Origin of the sequence: Spirosoma foliorum, assembly GCF_014117325.1 — a bacterium.
Lineage (GTDB): Bacteria > Bacteroidota > Bacteroidia > Cytophagales > Spirosomataceae > Spirosoma > Spirosoma foliorum.
In genome coordinates this window covers 3,166,936-3,183,114 of the sequence record NZ_CP059732.1, presented here as the reverse complement: position 1 = coordinate 3,183,114, position 16,179 = coordinate 3,166,936, and the positions used below count along the sequence as shown (strand labels likewise).

The following is a 16,179-nucleotide window of genomic DNA, read 5'->3' as shown; positions in this document are numbered from 1 at the left end:
TCGGACCGTTGCTACACGGCCTGGTCATTTGGGAATCATTCCGGTTAAGTGTTCCCAGTTGGCGAACGCAAATTTTTCTTTGTCTTGCTGACTTAATGGGGCTGCTTCTAAAAAGGTACGGGCTTCACGGCCTGGTCGATACTGATAGGGGTAGTCGGTCGAAAAAAGAATGCGGTCGGTTCCGATAATGTCAATAGTGCGTTGCAGGTAAGATTGGCTGAACATGCCGCTGGCCGTTACGTACAAGTTTTGACGAATGTAGTCAATGAAGGGTCTATTCAGTTTGGTCACTCTGGTTATAGAAGCTAACCGTTCGGTATAGAATAAAATCACTTCCCCCCAATGGCCGAGAATAATTTGCAGGTTAGGAAATCGGTCAAATACTTTCGCTAAAACCAGGCGGACAAATTGGATGCCTGCTTCGTAGTGCCAGCCCAGTCCAAACGTTGAAAAGGCCAAGTCTGTTAGCTCGTCGAAGCCCGAATAATAAATGTCTCTAACCGCTTTCTGGGGGATTTGGGGGTGAATAAACAAGGGAACGCCGAGGGATTCTGCGCATTCAAAGAGTTCCCAGTAATCGGGATGGTCTATATTTTTCTCCCCCGTTCGTCCACAGATCATCGCTCCTTTAAGGCCTAAATTAGTTACGGAACGGCTCAATTCGTTGGCGACCTGGCTGGGTACCGCCATGGGCAAAGCTGCTAATCCTTGAAATCGTTCAGGGGTTTTGCTCACTAGTTGGGCTACATAATCATTCGTTAGTTTGGCTAGGACTACGCTTTGAAGACCTAAGTTGTGTAAACTTGGACTGGTAAGCGAGAGCACCTGCACGTCAACCCCTGCTTCGTCCATGAGTTGAAGACGGGTCTGGCCGATGTCTAGCAGCCGATTATCAATCTCACCAACGTGTAATTTATGAGTTGGGTCGTTGGGGTCGGCATAGGTTCTCCATTCCTCTTTGACAGCTTGGGTCAAAAAATGTTCTTCGATGGCAATTAGCTTCATCTTCGTAGTTGTTTATAGTGGCCACAAAATTCACTCCCCGTCTAAAAACAACGGTAGCCAAATGTCAGGTTCTTGTAGTCAAAACGGAAAAGTTCCACTATTGCTTGAGCCCCGGTATACGGGGCTTCGCGCATCAATCCACCAGACGGTATTAATATATTTGTTAGACAACACAAATTTATAGCTACGTTAGTTGCATGAGCTGTACTCCATGAATCTATCACTATGCTCATTACTTACTTTCCTCAAATTACATGGGGCATTTTTTGGATTGGCTGGGCCATCTGGGGGTATATAACACGCCGTCGAGTTCACATTCAGCAGCAATCGAACACGAGTTGGTATCGGCGAATCCATGTAGCCCTAGTCGTACTATCCTTCATCCTGTTGCTCAATCCACTACCATTGTCGTTCAATAAACCTTTTTCCGTTTTGCCGCACTGGGTTCACCTACTCGGAATGGGGTTGATGCTGATGGGCATGGTGTTCGGAGCATGGGCACGCCACGTGCTGGCTGACAACTGGAGTGGGGCCATTCAGCAAGTAGAAAAACAGATGTTAGTGACTAACGGCCCCTATAAATACATTAGAAATCCCATGTATACCGGTATACTCTCGGCAGCATTGGGTACAACCCTCTATCAACTTAGCTGGTCAAGCTTGACTGGCTTACTAACCTTGTCTACGATCTACGCGGTTAAAATAAGACGAGAAGAACATTTCTTACGGCAAGTATTTCCTGGCTACGCTGCTTATAGTCAGCATACTTGGCGCCTACTTCCGTTCATCTACTGAGTTGGGAATCGGCGAGGGTACACGGATTGTGGTTGCCACAACTGACGTTCCGGTTGGCGAGCTCTACCGAGAAGATTTTTAAGCGGACTGGCCAACTTTTGTGCAGACCTACCAAAAATCTGTGGAAAGCACACCATCTCAGTAAAGGCTCCTAAGTGATACGAAGGAGTTTATCCATCTGACTTTATGCTGCCGTTGGGGTGAGAAGATTCGAGAAAGAGGACACTCATGCCCCCAACAATCACTAGTTTGTTAAAACTTCTTAATGGCTTACAACCGCCCGACCCCTAGCCGCGTCTGAATAGTAAAACCACGCGCATGAATCAACTCCTTACCCTTTATCTTCTCCTGAATACCCTTCGCTTCGGTGCATTCCACCCAGCTATTCTGCCTGGCCAGGCCGATCAAAACGATTATACAACCTATCATCAAACCATTGCCAGGGCTCAACAGCTTATTGCTAGCAAGCACTATCAAGAGGCATTCGCGTTGTACAAACAGGTGTTTGATCAATATGAGTTCGTCTTTTCAAGGGACTACAAAGTGGCCACGCAGTTGGCCATACAAGTGGACCAAAAACAGCAGGCGTTTACCTATCTTAAGAAAGCAATCGCTACGGGTTGGACCCTGAGCGACATAAAGAAAAATGCCTTGGTCACTACGCTCCAACGCGACCCGCAGTGGAGAGTGGTTGAACAACAATACAACTCGCTCAGAGCGCTCTACCAAAACGGGGGAAATCAGGCCGTTCGGGCCCAAGTTGAGAAAATGTTTAAAAAGGATCAGCGAAAGGCCTTGTTGGCGCTGTTTCGTATTAGGGCTACCCAAGAGCGGTACGCCGAAAAACGATTTGCTCCTCACAGTGAGCAGCAGATGGCTCAACTCCTGCCGATTATTGATCAGTACGGCTACCCTGGTGAGCGACTGATTCACAATGGCTACTGGGCTGCGGTCATGCTGAGTCATCACAACTCCATTAGTAAAGCCTACGCCTTAAAAGACACCGTGTACCCCCAGGTGAGACCCAAGCTCATGAAGGCTCTAAAATCCGGGCAGCTGTCACCCTACGAATTTGCGATGATCGATGACTGGTATATGGCCGTCAAGACCAATGGTCAAGAAACGCACTTCGGCTACTTAAGTAGTTCCTTGACTGCTCAGGTGAAGACCAAAGTCGATCAATACCGGGAAGCCATTGGCCTGAATAGTGTAGAAACGATCAGTTTGTTGACTGACCTGCAACAACAGACAGGCTTCAACTGTTACTTGCCCTCCAACTTGGCTAAGAAAATAGCGACTGCTGAGTAGACTGGGCAGTGTTATGGCGGCAGCAGGGGACAGCATGCTTGAGGTCATTTTAAGTTTCGTTCGCTCATCCTCTGCTGAATAAGCATTCTCAAAATAAGGCTCATTAGAATTGGCTGCTTTATGAATGGCAGTAGTAGTTCTGTAGTTCTGGTAAGCCTATCCACTTCAGGCTTATCTTGCAGCCATGAAATCGATTTTCCCCGCCACCTATTCGACCCTTTCCCCCCAGGCCCTGGCTGATTTACTTGCTGAACGCTATACCTTAGAGACGATTCAATGCACCTTTCTGGTTCGAGGAGTGGGAGACACCTATTTAGTCGACTCTGCTCAGGGGCGATTTATTCTTCGTATCAACCGCACCACGCACCGTAGCTTGGCTCACGTACAGGCGGAAGTGGCCTTGCTAATCGCTCTCAAGAAAGCGGGCGTATCAGTGTCTTATCCTATTGTCGATCGGACGCAGGAATCTATTCAACAGCTGGAGGCCGTGGAAGGATCACGCTATGCGGTGCTCTTTAGTTATGCCCCTGGCCAGCCCGCTAAACTACTAAGCAACAACCAGCTCCGTACGCTTGGCCAGGAAATGGCGCACTTTCACCAAGTATCATCCACCATCGCATTGCCTGGGGAGCGCTGGGTGTTTGATCTGGATACCACCCTTTTCAGGCCATTGGAACGGTTAAAAGCCAACTTTGTCGCCGATCAGGAAAGTTATCTCTGGTTACAGCAAGCCGCCAAACGTGTCGAGACGAGGATAGCCCAGGTAAACACATCGGGGTTTCACAGCGGCTATTGCCATTTTGACCTACTCCCTAAAAATATGCATTTTGACGGGGATTCTGTTTCCTTATTTGACTTTGATTTTATGGGCTACGGCTGGTTGGTGCATGACCTGGTTTCTTTTTGGCAACACCTGGCCTTGGAGGTCTATACTGGGCGGATGACGCAATCAGCCTTTGAGGAGTCCTACACTATTTTTCTGGCGAGCTATCAAACCAGCCACCCGATCAGCGATCAGGAGTTAGCCCTGATTCCTTACCTGACGCTAGGGTTCTGGCTTTTTTACATGGGCTTTCACACGACCCATGACCAGTTCTATAGCTATCTGCAACCGGCCCAGTTAAAGGCGTATACGGGTTTCTTAAAACATGTGGCAGCGACTTATTGGGATTAGCCTTCTTAAGCATATTGGGAGTAAAAGGCGGGAAACCTGCATATCCAGATAAACTATCCCAAATTCTCTTGTTACCCTCCCAAATGAGACAACCTTCTGTTGGTGCACTTTGAAAGTTCACATTTTGTTAACTTTTTTCGTACCTTAACAGTAGCTTATGAAGCTTCATCTAATCAGAAAGGAAACGATTGAGGCTTATACCGAAATGAATGCTCGCCGTAAAAGTTCGTTTAAGGTTTGGCTCACCGTAGTCAAGTTTGCCGATTGGCAGACACCTGAGGCTATTAAAGATACATTTGGGGCAGCCGATTTGCTGGGTAATGGCACCAACCGTGTCGTATTTGATATCGGCGGTAATAACTACAGAATGATCTGCAAATACGCCTTTGGCAAGAACCAAGTTCATCTCTTTGGCTGCTGGATAGAAACCCATGCCCAGTATGATAAGCTTTGTAAGCGCAATGACCAGTATACCGTAAATCATTATTAATATGGAAGCACTCAGATATAAGATAATCAAATCCGAGAAACAATATAATGACTACTGTACTGCTTTAGAAGAGCTAGTAACTGGAAGCGATCAAGGGGAAAATACGCAGGATGAAATCGAGCTGCTCACTTATCTCATTGAAAAATGGGATGCCGAGCATAACTCCTTTGAGGATGTGGATCCCATTGAGTTACTCACAGCTCTGATGAGCGAGAAATCACTTAAAGCGAAAGATCTGACCCAGATTTTGGGCGTAAGTAAAAGTCTTGTTTCGGATATTTTGCATTATAAGAGAGGGTTATCCAAAGAGATCATCAGGAGACTTTCAAGCTACTTTAGCGTTTCCCAAGAAGCGTTCAATCGGCCCTATAAATTAAGGGTGCCCGAAAATAGCCACTTCAAAAATGCCAGTGTTATAAACACTAGAAAAGACCTACAACTGGTTTAGTATGAATTTACGATAGTATCCAACTGCAACAGGTGTTAAGCTTTACTGGGAATACCCTGACCTCCTCTTATATACTATCCAGCCGTCTGAGAATATCTAAAAATGGGTGTTTTAAGATACGCTATCCTATCAGTTATTCTGCACTCACTATTGGGTATAATCATACAGGCGGACCGTGTTCGCCGTTGCGGGTCACTGCCAGCGAAATTCCTACCGCTTCGGCGACCATACACGGCTTCGGCCCGGCCTAGCCGGGGATCGTCACAGCGGATAGGGCTCCATGTGGTCAAAGGGTAAATGATGTTGCTTAATACAAGAAAGGTGCGCTGGTTTAATTCATTGAACTTAGCAGGAATTCTTTCCTCCCCACGCAACGCGCTTCCGTTTTCTACAAATTTTTGAACCGTAAACGAATCATGAGATAAGACTTACGCCAGACCTCGTTTAATCGCAACCCTGTCCGTTCAGGGACGTTTTTTGTCCATATTCGGACAACCAACACTAGTTACTAGTTGCTCTCAACGTGTCTACGGCCTGATTTAAATGCATTTCAGGATTTGGCCGGAGATTTGTACGATAAAATATAAACTAATACTTCATGCAATGCGTCGCACGTATTTTGGTGAGTTTGAAGAGGTCGTTCTGCTCATGGTTGCTATCCTAGATGGGCAGGCTTACGGTGTCACAATTTCGCAAGAGATTGAGCAACACACGGGACGTTTGGTAACGTTTGGGACTGTGCATAACACGCTTGTTCGCATGGAGGAAAAAGGCTTTGTAAAGTCCGAGTTGGGCGGAGTCACTACAGAACGGGGCGGACGGCGTAAGCGCTTCTTCAGCGTCACGGCCCTATGCAGTCGTGCCTTGCAGGACATTCAACAAATGCGCCGTGAACTCTGGCAATTAATTCCCCCTCGGTCGTTGACGCTAAGTGGCTTATGAAGCGATCAAACCAACACAAGCCAACCCCACCGCGTTGGGCTCACTGCCTACTAACTTGGCTGCACCCGGCTAATACACTGGAAGAAGTCGAGGGCGACCTTGATGAGCTGTATGTCTACTGGTACAATCGGGCGGGTCCAACCCAGGCTACACTGAGGTACGTGCTCAATGTGGTGTCGGTGTTGCCCCCGTTTGTGCGCCGACGCCAACAAAGCAATCAATACACTCACCCCTCAATTCTTCACCCCGACATGTTTCAGAACTATTTCAAAATCGCCCTGCGAAACCTTTTTAAGCAAAAGGTGTATAGCGTTTTCAATCTGCTGGGCCTCGCTTTAGGAATTTCATGTGGACTGTTGTTAACGCTTCACATTAAAGAAGAGCTTAGCTATGAGAAAGACTTTCAGAATTATGACCGGATTTACCGGGTTGCTACAACGGAGTGGTCGAAGTCATCTCCTCCCTTAGCGGGCGCAATGAAGCCTTATTTTCCAGATATTGAACAGATTGTACGGTTTTCAAGTCGGGGAACGCGGGTTGTAAATTCGGAATTCAACGAACAGGGCGAAAGCACCGGCTATTTTGCGGATTCGTCGGCCGTACCCGTTTTTAGCCTGAAAACGGTAGCCGGGAATCCGATTCGGGCGTTGGCAGAGCCAGCCTCGATTGTGATTACCCAGAAAATGGCGGCGAAGTTTTTTGGCAAACGAAATCCCATTGGACGAAAGCTGATTTTTGATAGCAATGAAGAGTTATGGGTGAAAGCAGTCATTGAGAATTTGCCTGAAAACACCCATTTAAAGTTTGATTATCTGGCGTCCATGCCGACCTTTTACAAGTACGTTCCCGAGAGCTTGACAGGTAATAAAGGGTGGATGTTTGGCTGGACGTACGTGTTATTTCGCCACAAAGACGATGTGGCCAAAGCCGAAAAGCGGCTAATGGATTTTCTCCTCACCTATTACGCTCCCGGAAATGAAAAAGACGTTCGGGAGACAACGGAATTCGCTAGGACGGTTCGTTTTCAACCACTAACCGACATCCATCTCAAATCGAATCTGATTCAGGAGATGGGTGCTAACAGCAACATTGTTTACATCTATATTTTTATTGCGGCCGAAGTACTAATCCTGCTAATTGCCTGCTTCAATTTTATCAATCTGTTTACGACGCAGGCGCTTAGACGGGCAAAAGAGGTAGGTATGCGGAAAGTGTTGGGAGCTCGCAAGAGTCAAGTTATCGGACAGTTTTTGGGCGAAGCCTTCATTCTCACCTTACTGGCCAGTTTAATGGCGATCTGCCTGTATGAAATAGCGTTGCCTTTTTACAATAGCCTGGCGGGTAAACAGGTTTCGGCCTGGGAAATCTTCCGACCTGACAATCTGCTGATCATTGGTTTGATTGTGCTTTCTATCGGTTTGCTATCAGGCCTGTTTCCGTCCCTGTTCATTTCTCACTTTGAACCCATCACGTCACTTAAAGCCGACAAACTCCCTAAATCTTCGGCCAGTTTGTTACGAAAAAGCCTGATTGTCGCCCAATTTGTAGTATCGGCATTTCTGATTATGGCTACGATTCTGATCTATCAGCAGATGAATTTGCTCCGAAACAAACAATTGGGCTTTGATAAGGAACAGGTGCTTATTGTGAAGCTATATGGAAAATTTAAAGAGAAGGTATTGGTTAATACGGAGCTTTTTAAAAACGAACTGACGCGTAATCATTCTATTTTGGCGGTGGCTCAGTCGTCCAACCTGATCGGTGATGATCTAAGCGTTGAATCTGTAACGCCACTTAACCCACCAGCCGGAAAAGATTACCCTTCCGTAAAAGTCGCGCGGGTTGATGAGGATTATCTGAATGTGTTGCAAATCAAGCTTAAAGAAGGTCGAAATTTTTCCCATCAATTTAATGATTCGGCATCGTTCATCATCAACGAGAGAGCCGTCGAGCTACTGGGACTGAAAAATCCGGTAGGAGCCATTGTCGTAAACGATTCAGATAAACGGCAAGGAAAAGTAATTGGCCTTGTGCGGGATTTCAACTTTGCGTCGCTTCATAATCAAGTCGAACCGCTAGTGCTGGAATACAAACCACAGTTTAGTGGAAACTTGCTAGTCAAAATTAAGCCTGGAAACCCGCAGGAGGCCGTCGCTTTCCTGAAGAATACTGTTGAAAAGCTCGCTCCTAACACGCTGTTTAGTTACAGTTTTCTGGATGAACGAGTAGATGCCCTCTATACCAAAGAAGACAACATGAGCGGAATTCTGAATGGTTTTTCCGGGCTGGCTATCATCATTTCGTGTCTGGGCCTGTTTGGATTGGTTGTCCATGAATCAAAAATACGGACCAAGGAAATTGGTATCCGGAAAGTATTGGGAGCATCCGTCAGTAACCTGGTCGGGTTACTTTCGGGAAGCTTTATTAAACTGGTACTCATCGGTATTCTTATTGCCGCCCCGTTAACGTGGTATCTAATAGACAAGTGGCTGCAGGGATTTGCGTATAAAATTGACATTCATTGGTGGGTATTTGTGTTGGCTGGTCTGCTCATTATTGCCGTTGCTTTGTTAACAGTCAGTTTCCAGAGCATCAAAGCCGCCTTGATGAACCCGGTCAACTCATTACGTTCTGAATAATCTATCAACGCACTTTTATGAAAACGACATTATTCGCTTTTACCTGGCTTTTATCGCTCAGTATCCAAGCCCAAGATTCTAAATACAGTTCCTCACAGGAAGTGCGCGGCAGCGGATGGATTGTACGGGAAACCAAACCGGTTGCCCCCTTCAGCGAGATTCAGACGCAACAGTTTCCGGCAACTATAGCCGTTGAGGTTGGCGGCAATGAATCCTCAGTAGCTATCAGCCTTGACGATAATCTGCGCCCGTACTTGCGCATTGACCAGCAGAACGACATCCTGAAACTATCCTTCGCCGAGCCATCAGGTAAACCATTCTGGATCAGCAAATCAACGATCCGTGTTACTATCCGAACGCCCCAACTCATTGGATTCAGACACGGGTCCAACAATGATGTGCTGATACAAGGGTTGAGCGGTGAGTGGTTCGACTTAGTCAACGAAGCGAATGGTACTGTAAGGCTGCGGGGATAAGTCACAACTTTCAATGTGGTTAGTGCGGCCAATGGCGATGTGCGTGCGGACGAGTTGCTCTCGCAAACGGCCAACGCTACGTTGCGGGTTAATGCTCAAGCTATTAAAGAGATTAACTCCGGGCAAGGCCAGGTTATTAACGTCGCTAAATAAGCTCTCGTCAGCATCGTAAACAAGCCGCCTTGGTCAATCCGGTGAGGAGTTTACAAAGTGAATAAAGCCGTTGAATCGGTCCAGTGAGGTTACGGTTCATTATAGGTTGGTAGTTGGGGAAAGTATATCTGGGTTTCGGGTATACTTTTTCGTGTTTTGCTGAACAAGCCAACCCAACGGATCGGTCTGGTCTCATTCTGATTGATTTATTTATCGAGTAATAAGTTGAAGCGTATTGATCGGAACAACTAATTGTTGATTTATTCTCTCGAAAGGCGGCTCTCTAATAGGAGACGAGTAAGCTTACATAGATCTGCCTTTAAAATTCGGTTACAACCTTAGTTGAAGACTGCCTACATCAAATTATAATCTTTAGTAGCCCGCTGCGGCTAGAGCTTTTTCGATTTTTGCGGAAATGCCCTGACTGGGTCGCTCGGCGAAGTTTTCAATAATCGTTCCGTCAGCGCCAATCAACACATAATGCGGGTAGACGCTCACGATGTATTTCTCACTCAATGTTTTGGTCCAGGCACGGTTAGCGTACAGATCAATGGTTTTTAGCCCAAACCGTTTCGATGCCGCTTTCCATTTGAGCAATTGTTCGTTATCGGCCGCTCCTGGTGTGCCAACGCAGATACTAACAATTTTGACGGGTTTACCCTTAAACTGCTCAACCAGTTTGTTCTCATAGGGCATTTCCTGAATGCAGCCCCCACAGGTCGTGAACCAGAAACTTAGGTAGACCACCTGACCTTTGTACTGACTAAGCGTGATCAGCGAATCAGTCGCATTGACCAATGCGAAATTGGGTGCTTTATCACCTGACCGTAATAGCTTCACATTGCTAGTGGCGCGTTGTTTGATGTAATCAACCAAGTATTGGTACTGAGCAGGAAATTGTTTTTTGAATTTTGTCTCAACCCAATTGGGATTATCTACTGAGCCGCTCAATTCCCAGATTTCAAAAAAAGAACTCGCGTTTTGCCCCAATTCCTTTTTGGCGTAATCTATCAGGGCTTGTGATGAAGGTTTTGGTTCGGCTTGGCGTATCTGCCAGAAGAGGTGTTCCCGCAAAAATCGCAGATAGTCATACTGGTACAACGCCGTCAGGTTCTTCACCTTGATTCGACTATTAAACTCGTAATAGGAAGCCGGAATCACCTGTTTTTTCTTTTGATACTCGGTCTGGTACCAAACCATATACACCCTAAGCCAGGCGTCTGAATAGTTCAGTACGTTTGTTTCGTACGTTTTGAACCAATTGGGTAAGGTGTTCTTCTTCTGATAATCCATCCAGAACTGATCCTGTTTCTGGTAGGTTTCATCCATCATTTTCTTAAAAGGAACGAGATTGGCAGCCCGCATTCCTTCATTCATGCAAGTTTGCAGGGGGGCATTCAGTAGTCGTGTCTTGGCTTGATAATACTGTTGAATTTCGTTGTTTTTACCCTCGAATGTGATAAATGACTGAGTAGGGTTTTCCCCGCGTTTAGCTAAAATGAGTAGATGAATTGTATCCCCAGGAGCCCCAAGTATCTGATAGGTGGAATCGGCAATCGTAAGAAAAGAGTGGCCTACCGTTCTGAATGGGCTGTTTAGATAAATCTCGTTTCGGTCAACGGTTATGGAGTCTCGAACCGAATTTACATCATACTGGGGGAAGCTATGATAGGTATCTAACTTTATAGGAAGAGTTTCCACTTGTGGTACTGACTTAATGTGAAGAGTAAGCACCCCGGCTAGATTCAGTTTCGGAAGCGATGCTTCTTTAGACTGGGCCATACAGATGGTTAAACTAAAAACGAGCATGAAAGCAGTCTGTAATGATTTCATTTTAGCTCCAGATTAAGTGAGGTAACACGGAAGATCAAATATAAACTAAAAATATAGTTTAACAGTAGCATTATCTTATCTATTTCTAAAAAGGCAGGTGGTTTTATCCCCCTGTATCCGCCCCCTAGCGTTGTGGGATTGGGAAGTGAGTGAACGCATTAATAAATTGTATTGGCCGCTTTACAATAGCTCAACCTCGCAAAAACGCTCCTAACTGGGACAAAGGAATAATCAGATGTCCCCTTCATTTATTTGGCATGTAAACGGGCAGTTTTTAGTTGTGCTTGGCTTTATGGTTTTAATAGCTGTCAACCCAATTCCGTAGCATACGATCCAACTCAATGGATAACAACCGGTACGAATGGTCCCTGTAAGGTGAATGAGGATAAACCTCGGCTAATCCCTGGATTTAATCACTCAAGCATATTGAGTAAATCGGATATGATCAAATTTGCGTATTTTAAGGGTCAATTCGTTAGTCAATGCGTACCTTTTCCTTTCTACTCTTCGTTATTTTCTTTCCATTTAGCCTCTTTGCCCAGCCTAAGGCTCAAGGTTGGAAGGAACTGACTATTTCAGATGGCCTGTCGCAGGGTATGATCTACGACCTTAAACAAGACTATAAGGGCTTTATATGGATAGCCACCAAAGACGGACTCAACCGCTACGATGGTCACAATTTCACGGTCTTCACCCACGATCCCTATAATGAATTCAGCCTCTCAGACAATACCTGTACAGCCCTGTTGATCGACAGGCGGGGGCGCCTTTGGGTGGGTACGCTCAACCAGGGGCTGAACCTCTACGATGCACAAACCCAGCGGTTTTATCACATCGACATTCGCGATACAAATTCGCCCGGCGCAGGCAATCATGAAGTACGTTTGCTGGCGGAAGATCTGGATGGCAACATTTGGGTGAACACGGATCAGGACAAACTTTTTAGAATTACGCTGCCTGCTCACTTGAAAACCAGCTTCCCGGATAAGGCCAATTTTACGAGTCAGGCCCGGTTTAACTCCATTACGCTGGCTAGAATGGCAACCAATGCATCAGCACACCATATCCAATTCCGACCTGATGGCACAGCCACTGTTGGAACCACCTATGGTATGTGCGCCATCAACTGGCGACACATGAGTGGTATGCGACCTGTAAATCGCCCACCCAACCTGGCGGTGAGCGACTGGAACCTGGGAGATGATGACGCCCAAGGTGACTATTGGTTTTCGACTAGACAACAGCATATTCACGGCTGGTGGCGGGGAAGCCATAAAGTAATAAGCTTACCCGGTGTAACCACCGGTGCGCTGGTGGAGTTTCTCGATGCCAATACGGTAGCGGTGGTCACCTTGGAGCACCTCTGGCTCATGACGCCCGATCAACTTTTTGCGCAGGACAGTTTGACGGCAAATAATGCATTCACTGCTATACCGCCCGGCGCGATTGGCCTGACAACCTTAATGAAAGACCAGACAGGTTCGATCTGGATCGGCACAATGGGCTATGGGATACGGGTATTTAATCCAAAAATCAATCAATTCAAGGCTTTTTTGCCTACTAGATCCCTTACTTATCTCTATCAGGACCAACTAGGGCGCACCTTTGTTCGCCACTTCTTATCCTATGCTCAGCTTGACCAGGCCAACAACCGAATTGTTCCGTTCCTGGCTAAAGCGAATTCGGGAAACGGCCCACAGCAGAACTTCCTGATGCAGAGTAAAGCCGGTTTTTTCTGGGTGTCAAGTATTGACTACAATAAAAAAATACATCAATTGCTCAAGTACGCACCCACTGGGCAATTGCTGATGCGCTACAAGCTTCCTCCCAAAACTGCGTTTGGGACGTATCTTAATCAGACGGTGGAAGATCAGGCGGGTCGGCTTTGGATTGGAGCCATCAATGGTAAACTTCTGCAGTTCGATCCCAAAACGGAAACCTTCGCGGTATTTAGCTATGGGCACCTGCTTCCCCAAAGTGGAGCTGAAATAGAAGTGAGTGCCTTATATTTTGACCAGGCGGGTACGCTCTGGATCGGTACGGCCAGAGGATTGGTTAGAGCTGATTTGAACAAGATCAACCCTTCTTTCGCTATGTACAAAAATAGCATTACGGATCGGCTGAGCCTGAGCCATGATGTTGTATCGAGTGCAGTCGATGATCCGAACGAACCAAACCGATACCTGTGGGTCGGTACCAAAGGCGGGGGATTAGATCGGCTTGATAAACAATCGGGACAGTTTCGCCATTTTACGGAAGCGCAGGGCTTGCCCAACAAAGTCGTTTATGGTATCCTGACCGACGAATTCAATAACCTCTGGATGAGTACCAACCGGGGACTCGCCCAGTTTAACCCGAGAACATTCACGTTTCGCACCTATTCCAAAGCCGATGGCCTCCAGGATGATGAGTTTAACACGGGCTCTTACTTCAAAACGGCATCTGGAGAGTTACTTTTCGGTGGGGTCAATGGGCTGACAGCATTTCGGGCGAAGGATGTAGCGGGTAAAGCGGGGGCTCCTCCGCAAGCCCATCTGGTTAACCTGAAAATCAATAGTGAATCCATAACGGTGGGGGGAGCTGACGGAATTTTAAGTCAAAGTGTCGAAAATACCACCCATATCGACCTGGCGCACAACCAGAATTTAATTACGCTGGAGTTCGCGGTGATGAATTTTACCAATCCGGCCAAGAACCGCTATCGCTATCGGCTTGAGGGCATCGACCAGACCTGGGTGGAGGCCGGTACGAATCGGTTTGCCAATTACGCCCAATTGCCCAGTGGGCAGTACACGCTGCAGATGGTCGGGTCTGCCGATGGGCTGAACTGGAGTAAACCGGTCAAACTTCGCATTCAGGTCCATCCACCGTTCTACCGCACCTGGTGGGCTTATCTAGGTTACCTTAGCCTACTTTCGTTTGTTGGCTGGCAATTGTACCGTTTCCAGAAACAGCGATTGTTACTACATCAACAGGTTAGTTTTGAACAGAAAGAAGCGAGTCGACTGGCTGAGCTCGACGCCCTCAAAACGCAGTTTTTTGCGAATATCTCCCATGAGTTCCGCACACCGTTGACGTTGATTCTGGGCCCTGTAGAGCAAATGGCCCAGGATTACACCCATGACAGCCGTTTTTCGGTGCTCCAACGAAATGCCAACCGGCTACTAAGTTTGATCAACCAACTCCTCGACCTAAGTAAACTCGAAGCCGGACAGCTTCGGGCCGAAACTGAACCGGGTGACATGGCCGCTTTCTTCCGCATGCTGACCAGTTCGTTCAGTTCGCTGGCCGAAAGCCGCCAGATTACATTCACCTTTAGCCAGAATGTATACGAACAATGGACCAGTTTCGACCGCGACAAAGTGGAGAAGATCGTGACTAACCTGCTGGGCAACGCCTTTAAATTCACCCCCGCAGATAAAGCCGTCAGTATGACGGTGCAATATCCGGAGCAGGCGTATACTCCTCTAATTATCAAAATATCTGATACCGGTGTCGGCATTGAGGTTGACAAGCTCCCGCATATTTTCGAGCGGTTCTACCAGGGGTCTTCTGGTGTGGTCGATGGAAAAAACATCCGGCCCTACGAAGGCACGGGCATCGGGCTGGCTCTGGTTCATGAGTTGGTGAAAGTGCTGGATGGCCATATTGACGTTTCCAGTACCAAAGGCGTTGGCACTACGTTTATAGTAACGCTGCCGATAGCGAAAACGACGCCCCCGGCTTCGACCCCTGAGGTGAACATTGCCTCCTCTCCTCGGTCAATATCCTCACAGACGCACCCAACCGCCAACCCTTATCCGCGACCTGTAGAGACACAAGCCGAAGGATTGGAAAACACGGAGACGTCAACGCCCACCACCGACAATATCCTGCTCATCATCGACGATAATGCCGATATCCGGGCTTACATCCACAGCATCTTTGCCGCCGACTACCAGATCCTCGAAGCCCAGGATGGGGAGGAGGGATTGCAAAAAGCCACCGCAAGCCTACCCAATATCGTTATTTGCGACCTGATGATGCCCCGGCTCGATGGCTTCGGTTTTTGTAAAGCCCTGAAAACGCAGGAAGCCACCAGCCATATTCCGGTGGTGATGCTCACGGCCAAAGCGACGCTGGAAGACCGCATTGAAGGCTTTGATTTGGGGGCCGACGACTACCTGACTAAGCCCTTCCACCAGGCCGAAATTCAGGCTCGGGTGCGCAATCTGATTCAGCAGCGGCAACGCCTTTACCAACGGTTTACGACTGGTAAGTCCGGATCAGCCCCCCTTAGCACCGAACCGCTCAGGCCAACTGAACCGGCACTGTTGCAGGTGGAGCAGCAATTTATCGACCGGCTGACGGTCGTGGTGAATCAAAACCTGAGTAACCCGAACTTTGGCGTTGAGGCCCTGGCCGATGCAATTGGCCTGAGCCGGGCGCAGCTTTATCGAAAACTGAAAGCCCTGACCAATACGACCGCCGTTGACTTCATCCGGGATATTCGACTCGCCAAAGCGGCCGAGCTGCTGGCCCTGGGTCAGGAGAGTATCACGCAGATTGCTTACGCCGTGGGCTTCGAACACCTGTCGTATTTTGCCAAAGTGTTCCAGGAACGCTATGGCGTGCTGCCCTCTCAGTACGGTCTGGTCAGGGACGTGCCGACCAGCCGGAAAGACGACTAAATCAGGTACGACTCAGCTGTTTTTGGGGTTGGTATTCGGAGAATGTTCAACTTGATTGGCCTATAGGTTCATAGCAGTCTGAACCTGATTCAGCACGGCGGCAAAAAATGTCCCCCATTGATCGCCTACTTCTGAACCCATTTTTAACGGTTTTTTTGTGCATGCAACAAATAAGCTATTGGATGCAACAAATGGGCTAGCGGCTCAATACGCCCCTTCGCTACTTGCCAGGCAAAGGGGCCAATC

At 47.5% G+C, this 16,179-nt stretch carries 12 protein-coding genes; 10 read left to right on the top strand and 2 right to left on the bottom strand.

Features of this window, described 5'->3' with window-relative positions; genetic code table 11:
* Positions 1 to 24 precede the first annotated feature (24 nt).
* Positions 25 to 1,005, bottom strand: a complete 981-nt coding sequence (locus H3H32_RS13315; RefSeq protein WP_182463173.1) for an amidohydrolase family protein — start codon at positions 1,003 to 1,005, stop codon at positions 25 to 27.
* Positions 1,006 to 1,230: 225 nt separating this feature from the next.
* Between H3H32_RS13315 and H3H32_RS13310 the strand changes: the two genes are divergently transcribed.
* The 9 genes from H3H32_RS13310 (at position 1,231) to H3H32_RS13270 (ending at position 9,430) form a co-directional block, all read left to right on the top strand.
* Complete coding sequence (locus tag H3H32_RS13310) at positions 1,231 to 1,800, top strand: methyltransferase family protein (RefSeq protein WP_182463172.1); 570 nt, start codon at positions 1,231 to 1,233, stop codon at positions 1,798 to 1,800.
* Between the two features lie 318 nt (positions 1,801 to 2,118).
* Complete coding sequence (locus H3H32_RS13305) at positions 2,119 to 3,108, top strand: hypothetical protein (protein ID WP_182463171.1); 990 nt, start codon at positions 2,119 to 2,121, stop codon at positions 3,106 to 3,108.
* A gap of 184 nt (positions 3,109 to 3,292) precedes the next feature.
* Complete coding sequence (locus H3H32_RS13300) at positions 3,293 to 4,282, top strand: phosphotransferase enzyme family protein (RefSeq protein WP_182463170.1); 990 nt, start codon at positions 3,293 to 3,295, stop codon at positions 4,280 to 4,282.
* A 157-nt stretch (positions 4,283 to 4,439) separates the two neighbouring features.
* A complete protein-coding gene (locus H3H32_RS13295; RefSeq protein WP_182463169.1) occupies positions 4,440 to 4,772 on the top strand; it encodes a type II toxin-antitoxin system HigB family toxin in 333 nt (110 codons plus the stop codon).
* A gap of 1 nt (position 4,773) precedes the next feature.
* Complete coding sequence (locus tag H3H32_RS13290; protein ID WP_182463168.1) at positions 4,774 to 5,220, top strand: helix-turn-helix domain-containing protein; 447 nt, start codon at positions 4,774 to 4,776, stop codon at positions 5,218 to 5,220.
* A 603-nt stretch (positions 5,221 to 5,823) separates the two neighbouring features.
* Positions 5,824 to 6,162 (top strand): PadR family transcriptional regulator, encoded by a 339-nt coding sequence (locus H3H32_RS13285; RefSeq protein ID WP_182463167.1) that lies wholly within the window; start codon positions 5,824 to 5,826, stop codon positions 6,160 to 6,162.
* Positions 6,159 to 8,801, top strand: coding sequence for an FtsX-like permease family protein (locus H3H32_RS13280; protein ID WP_182463166.1), 2,643 nt, complete (start codon positions 6,159 to 6,161; stop codon positions 8,799 to 8,801). The genes H3H32_RS13285 and H3H32_RS13280 overlap by 4 nt, the downstream gene beginning before the upstream one ends.
* 17 nt (positions 8,802 to 8,818) lie before the next feature.
* Positions 8,819 to 9,277 carry a DUF2807 domain-containing protein gene (locus tag H3H32_RS13275; RefSeq protein ID WP_182463165.1) on the top strand — a complete coding sequence of 153 codons (459 nt, stop codon included), beginning with the start codon at positions 8,819 to 8,821 and terminating at the stop codon, positions 9,275 to 9,277.
* A gap of 15 nt (positions 9,278 to 9,292) precedes the next feature.
* Positions 9,293 to 9,430: a hypothetical protein gene (locus H3H32_RS13270; RefSeq protein WP_182463164.1), complete on the top strand. Its 138-nt coding sequence runs from the start codon at positions 9,293 to 9,295 to the stop codon at positions 9,428 to 9,430.
* Between the two features lie 372 nt (positions 9,431 to 9,802).
* On the opposite strand, the gene H3H32_RS13265 is transcribed toward H3H32_RS13270, so the two are convergent.
* Positions 9,803 to 11,263 carry a TlpA family protein disulfide reductase gene (locus H3H32_RS13265; protein WP_182463163.1) on the bottom strand — a complete coding sequence of 487 codons (1,461 nt, stop codon included), beginning with the start codon at positions 11,261 to 11,263 and terminating at the stop codon, positions 9,803 to 9,805.
* A gap of 482 nt (positions 11,264 to 11,745) precedes the next feature.
* On the opposite strand from H3H32_RS13265, the gene H3H32_RS13260 reads away from it, so the two are divergent.
* The gene (locus tag H3H32_RS13260) at positions 11,746 to 15,933 is read left to right on the top strand and encodes a hybrid sensor histidine kinase/response regulator transcription factor (protein ID WP_182463162.1); all 4,188 of its coding nucleotides are present in this window, start codon (positions 11,746 to 11,748) and stop codon (positions 15,931 to 15,933) included.
* Positions 15,934 to 16,179: the final 246 nt, after the last annotated feature.

Excerpts from the sequence above, each read along its gene's own strand:
- H3H32_RS13315 (WP_182463173.1), bottom strand. The coding sequence starts at position 1,005 with ATGAAGCTAATTGCCATCGAAGAACATTTTTTGACCCAAGCTGTCAAA.
- H3H32_RS13310 (WP_182463172.1), top strand. The coding sequence starts at position 1,231 with ATGCTCATTACTTACTTTCCTCAAATTACATGGGGCATTTTTTGGATT.
- H3H32_RS13305 (WP_182463171.1), top strand. The coding sequence starts at position 2,119 with ATGAATCAACTCCTTACCCTTTATCTTCTCCTGAATACCCTTCGCTTC.
- H3H32_RS13300 (WP_182463170.1), top strand. The coding sequence starts at position 3,293 with ATGAAATCGATTTTCCCCGCCACCTATTCGACCCTTTCCCCCCAGGCC.
- H3H32_RS13295 (WP_182463169.1), top strand. The coding sequence starts at position 4,440 with ATGAAGCTTCATCTAATCAGAAAGGAAACGATTGAGGCTTATACCGAA.
- H3H32_RS13290 (WP_182463168.1), top strand. The coding sequence starts at position 4,774 with ATGGAAGCACTCAGATATAAGATAATCAAATCCGAGAAACAATATAAT.
- H3H32_RS13285 (WP_182463167.1), top strand. The coding sequence starts at position 5,824 with ATGCGTCGCACGTATTTTGGTGAGTTTGAAGAGGTCGTTCTGCTCATG.
- H3H32_RS13280 (WP_182463166.1), top strand. The coding sequence starts at position 6,159 with ATGAAGCGATCAAACCAACACAAGCCAACCCCACCGCGTTGGGCTCAC.
- H3H32_RS13275 (WP_182463165.1), top strand. The coding sequence starts at position 8,819 with ATGAAAACGACATTATTCGCTTTTACCTGGCTTTTATCGCTCAGTATC.
- H3H32_RS13265 (WP_182463163.1), bottom strand. The coding sequence starts at position 11,263 with ATGAAATCATTACAGACTGCTTTCATGCTCGTTTTTAGTTTAACCATC.
- H3H32_RS13260 (WP_182463162.1), top strand. The coding sequence starts at position 11,746 with ATGCGTACCTTTTCCTTTCTACTCTTCGTTATTTTCTTTCCATTTAGC.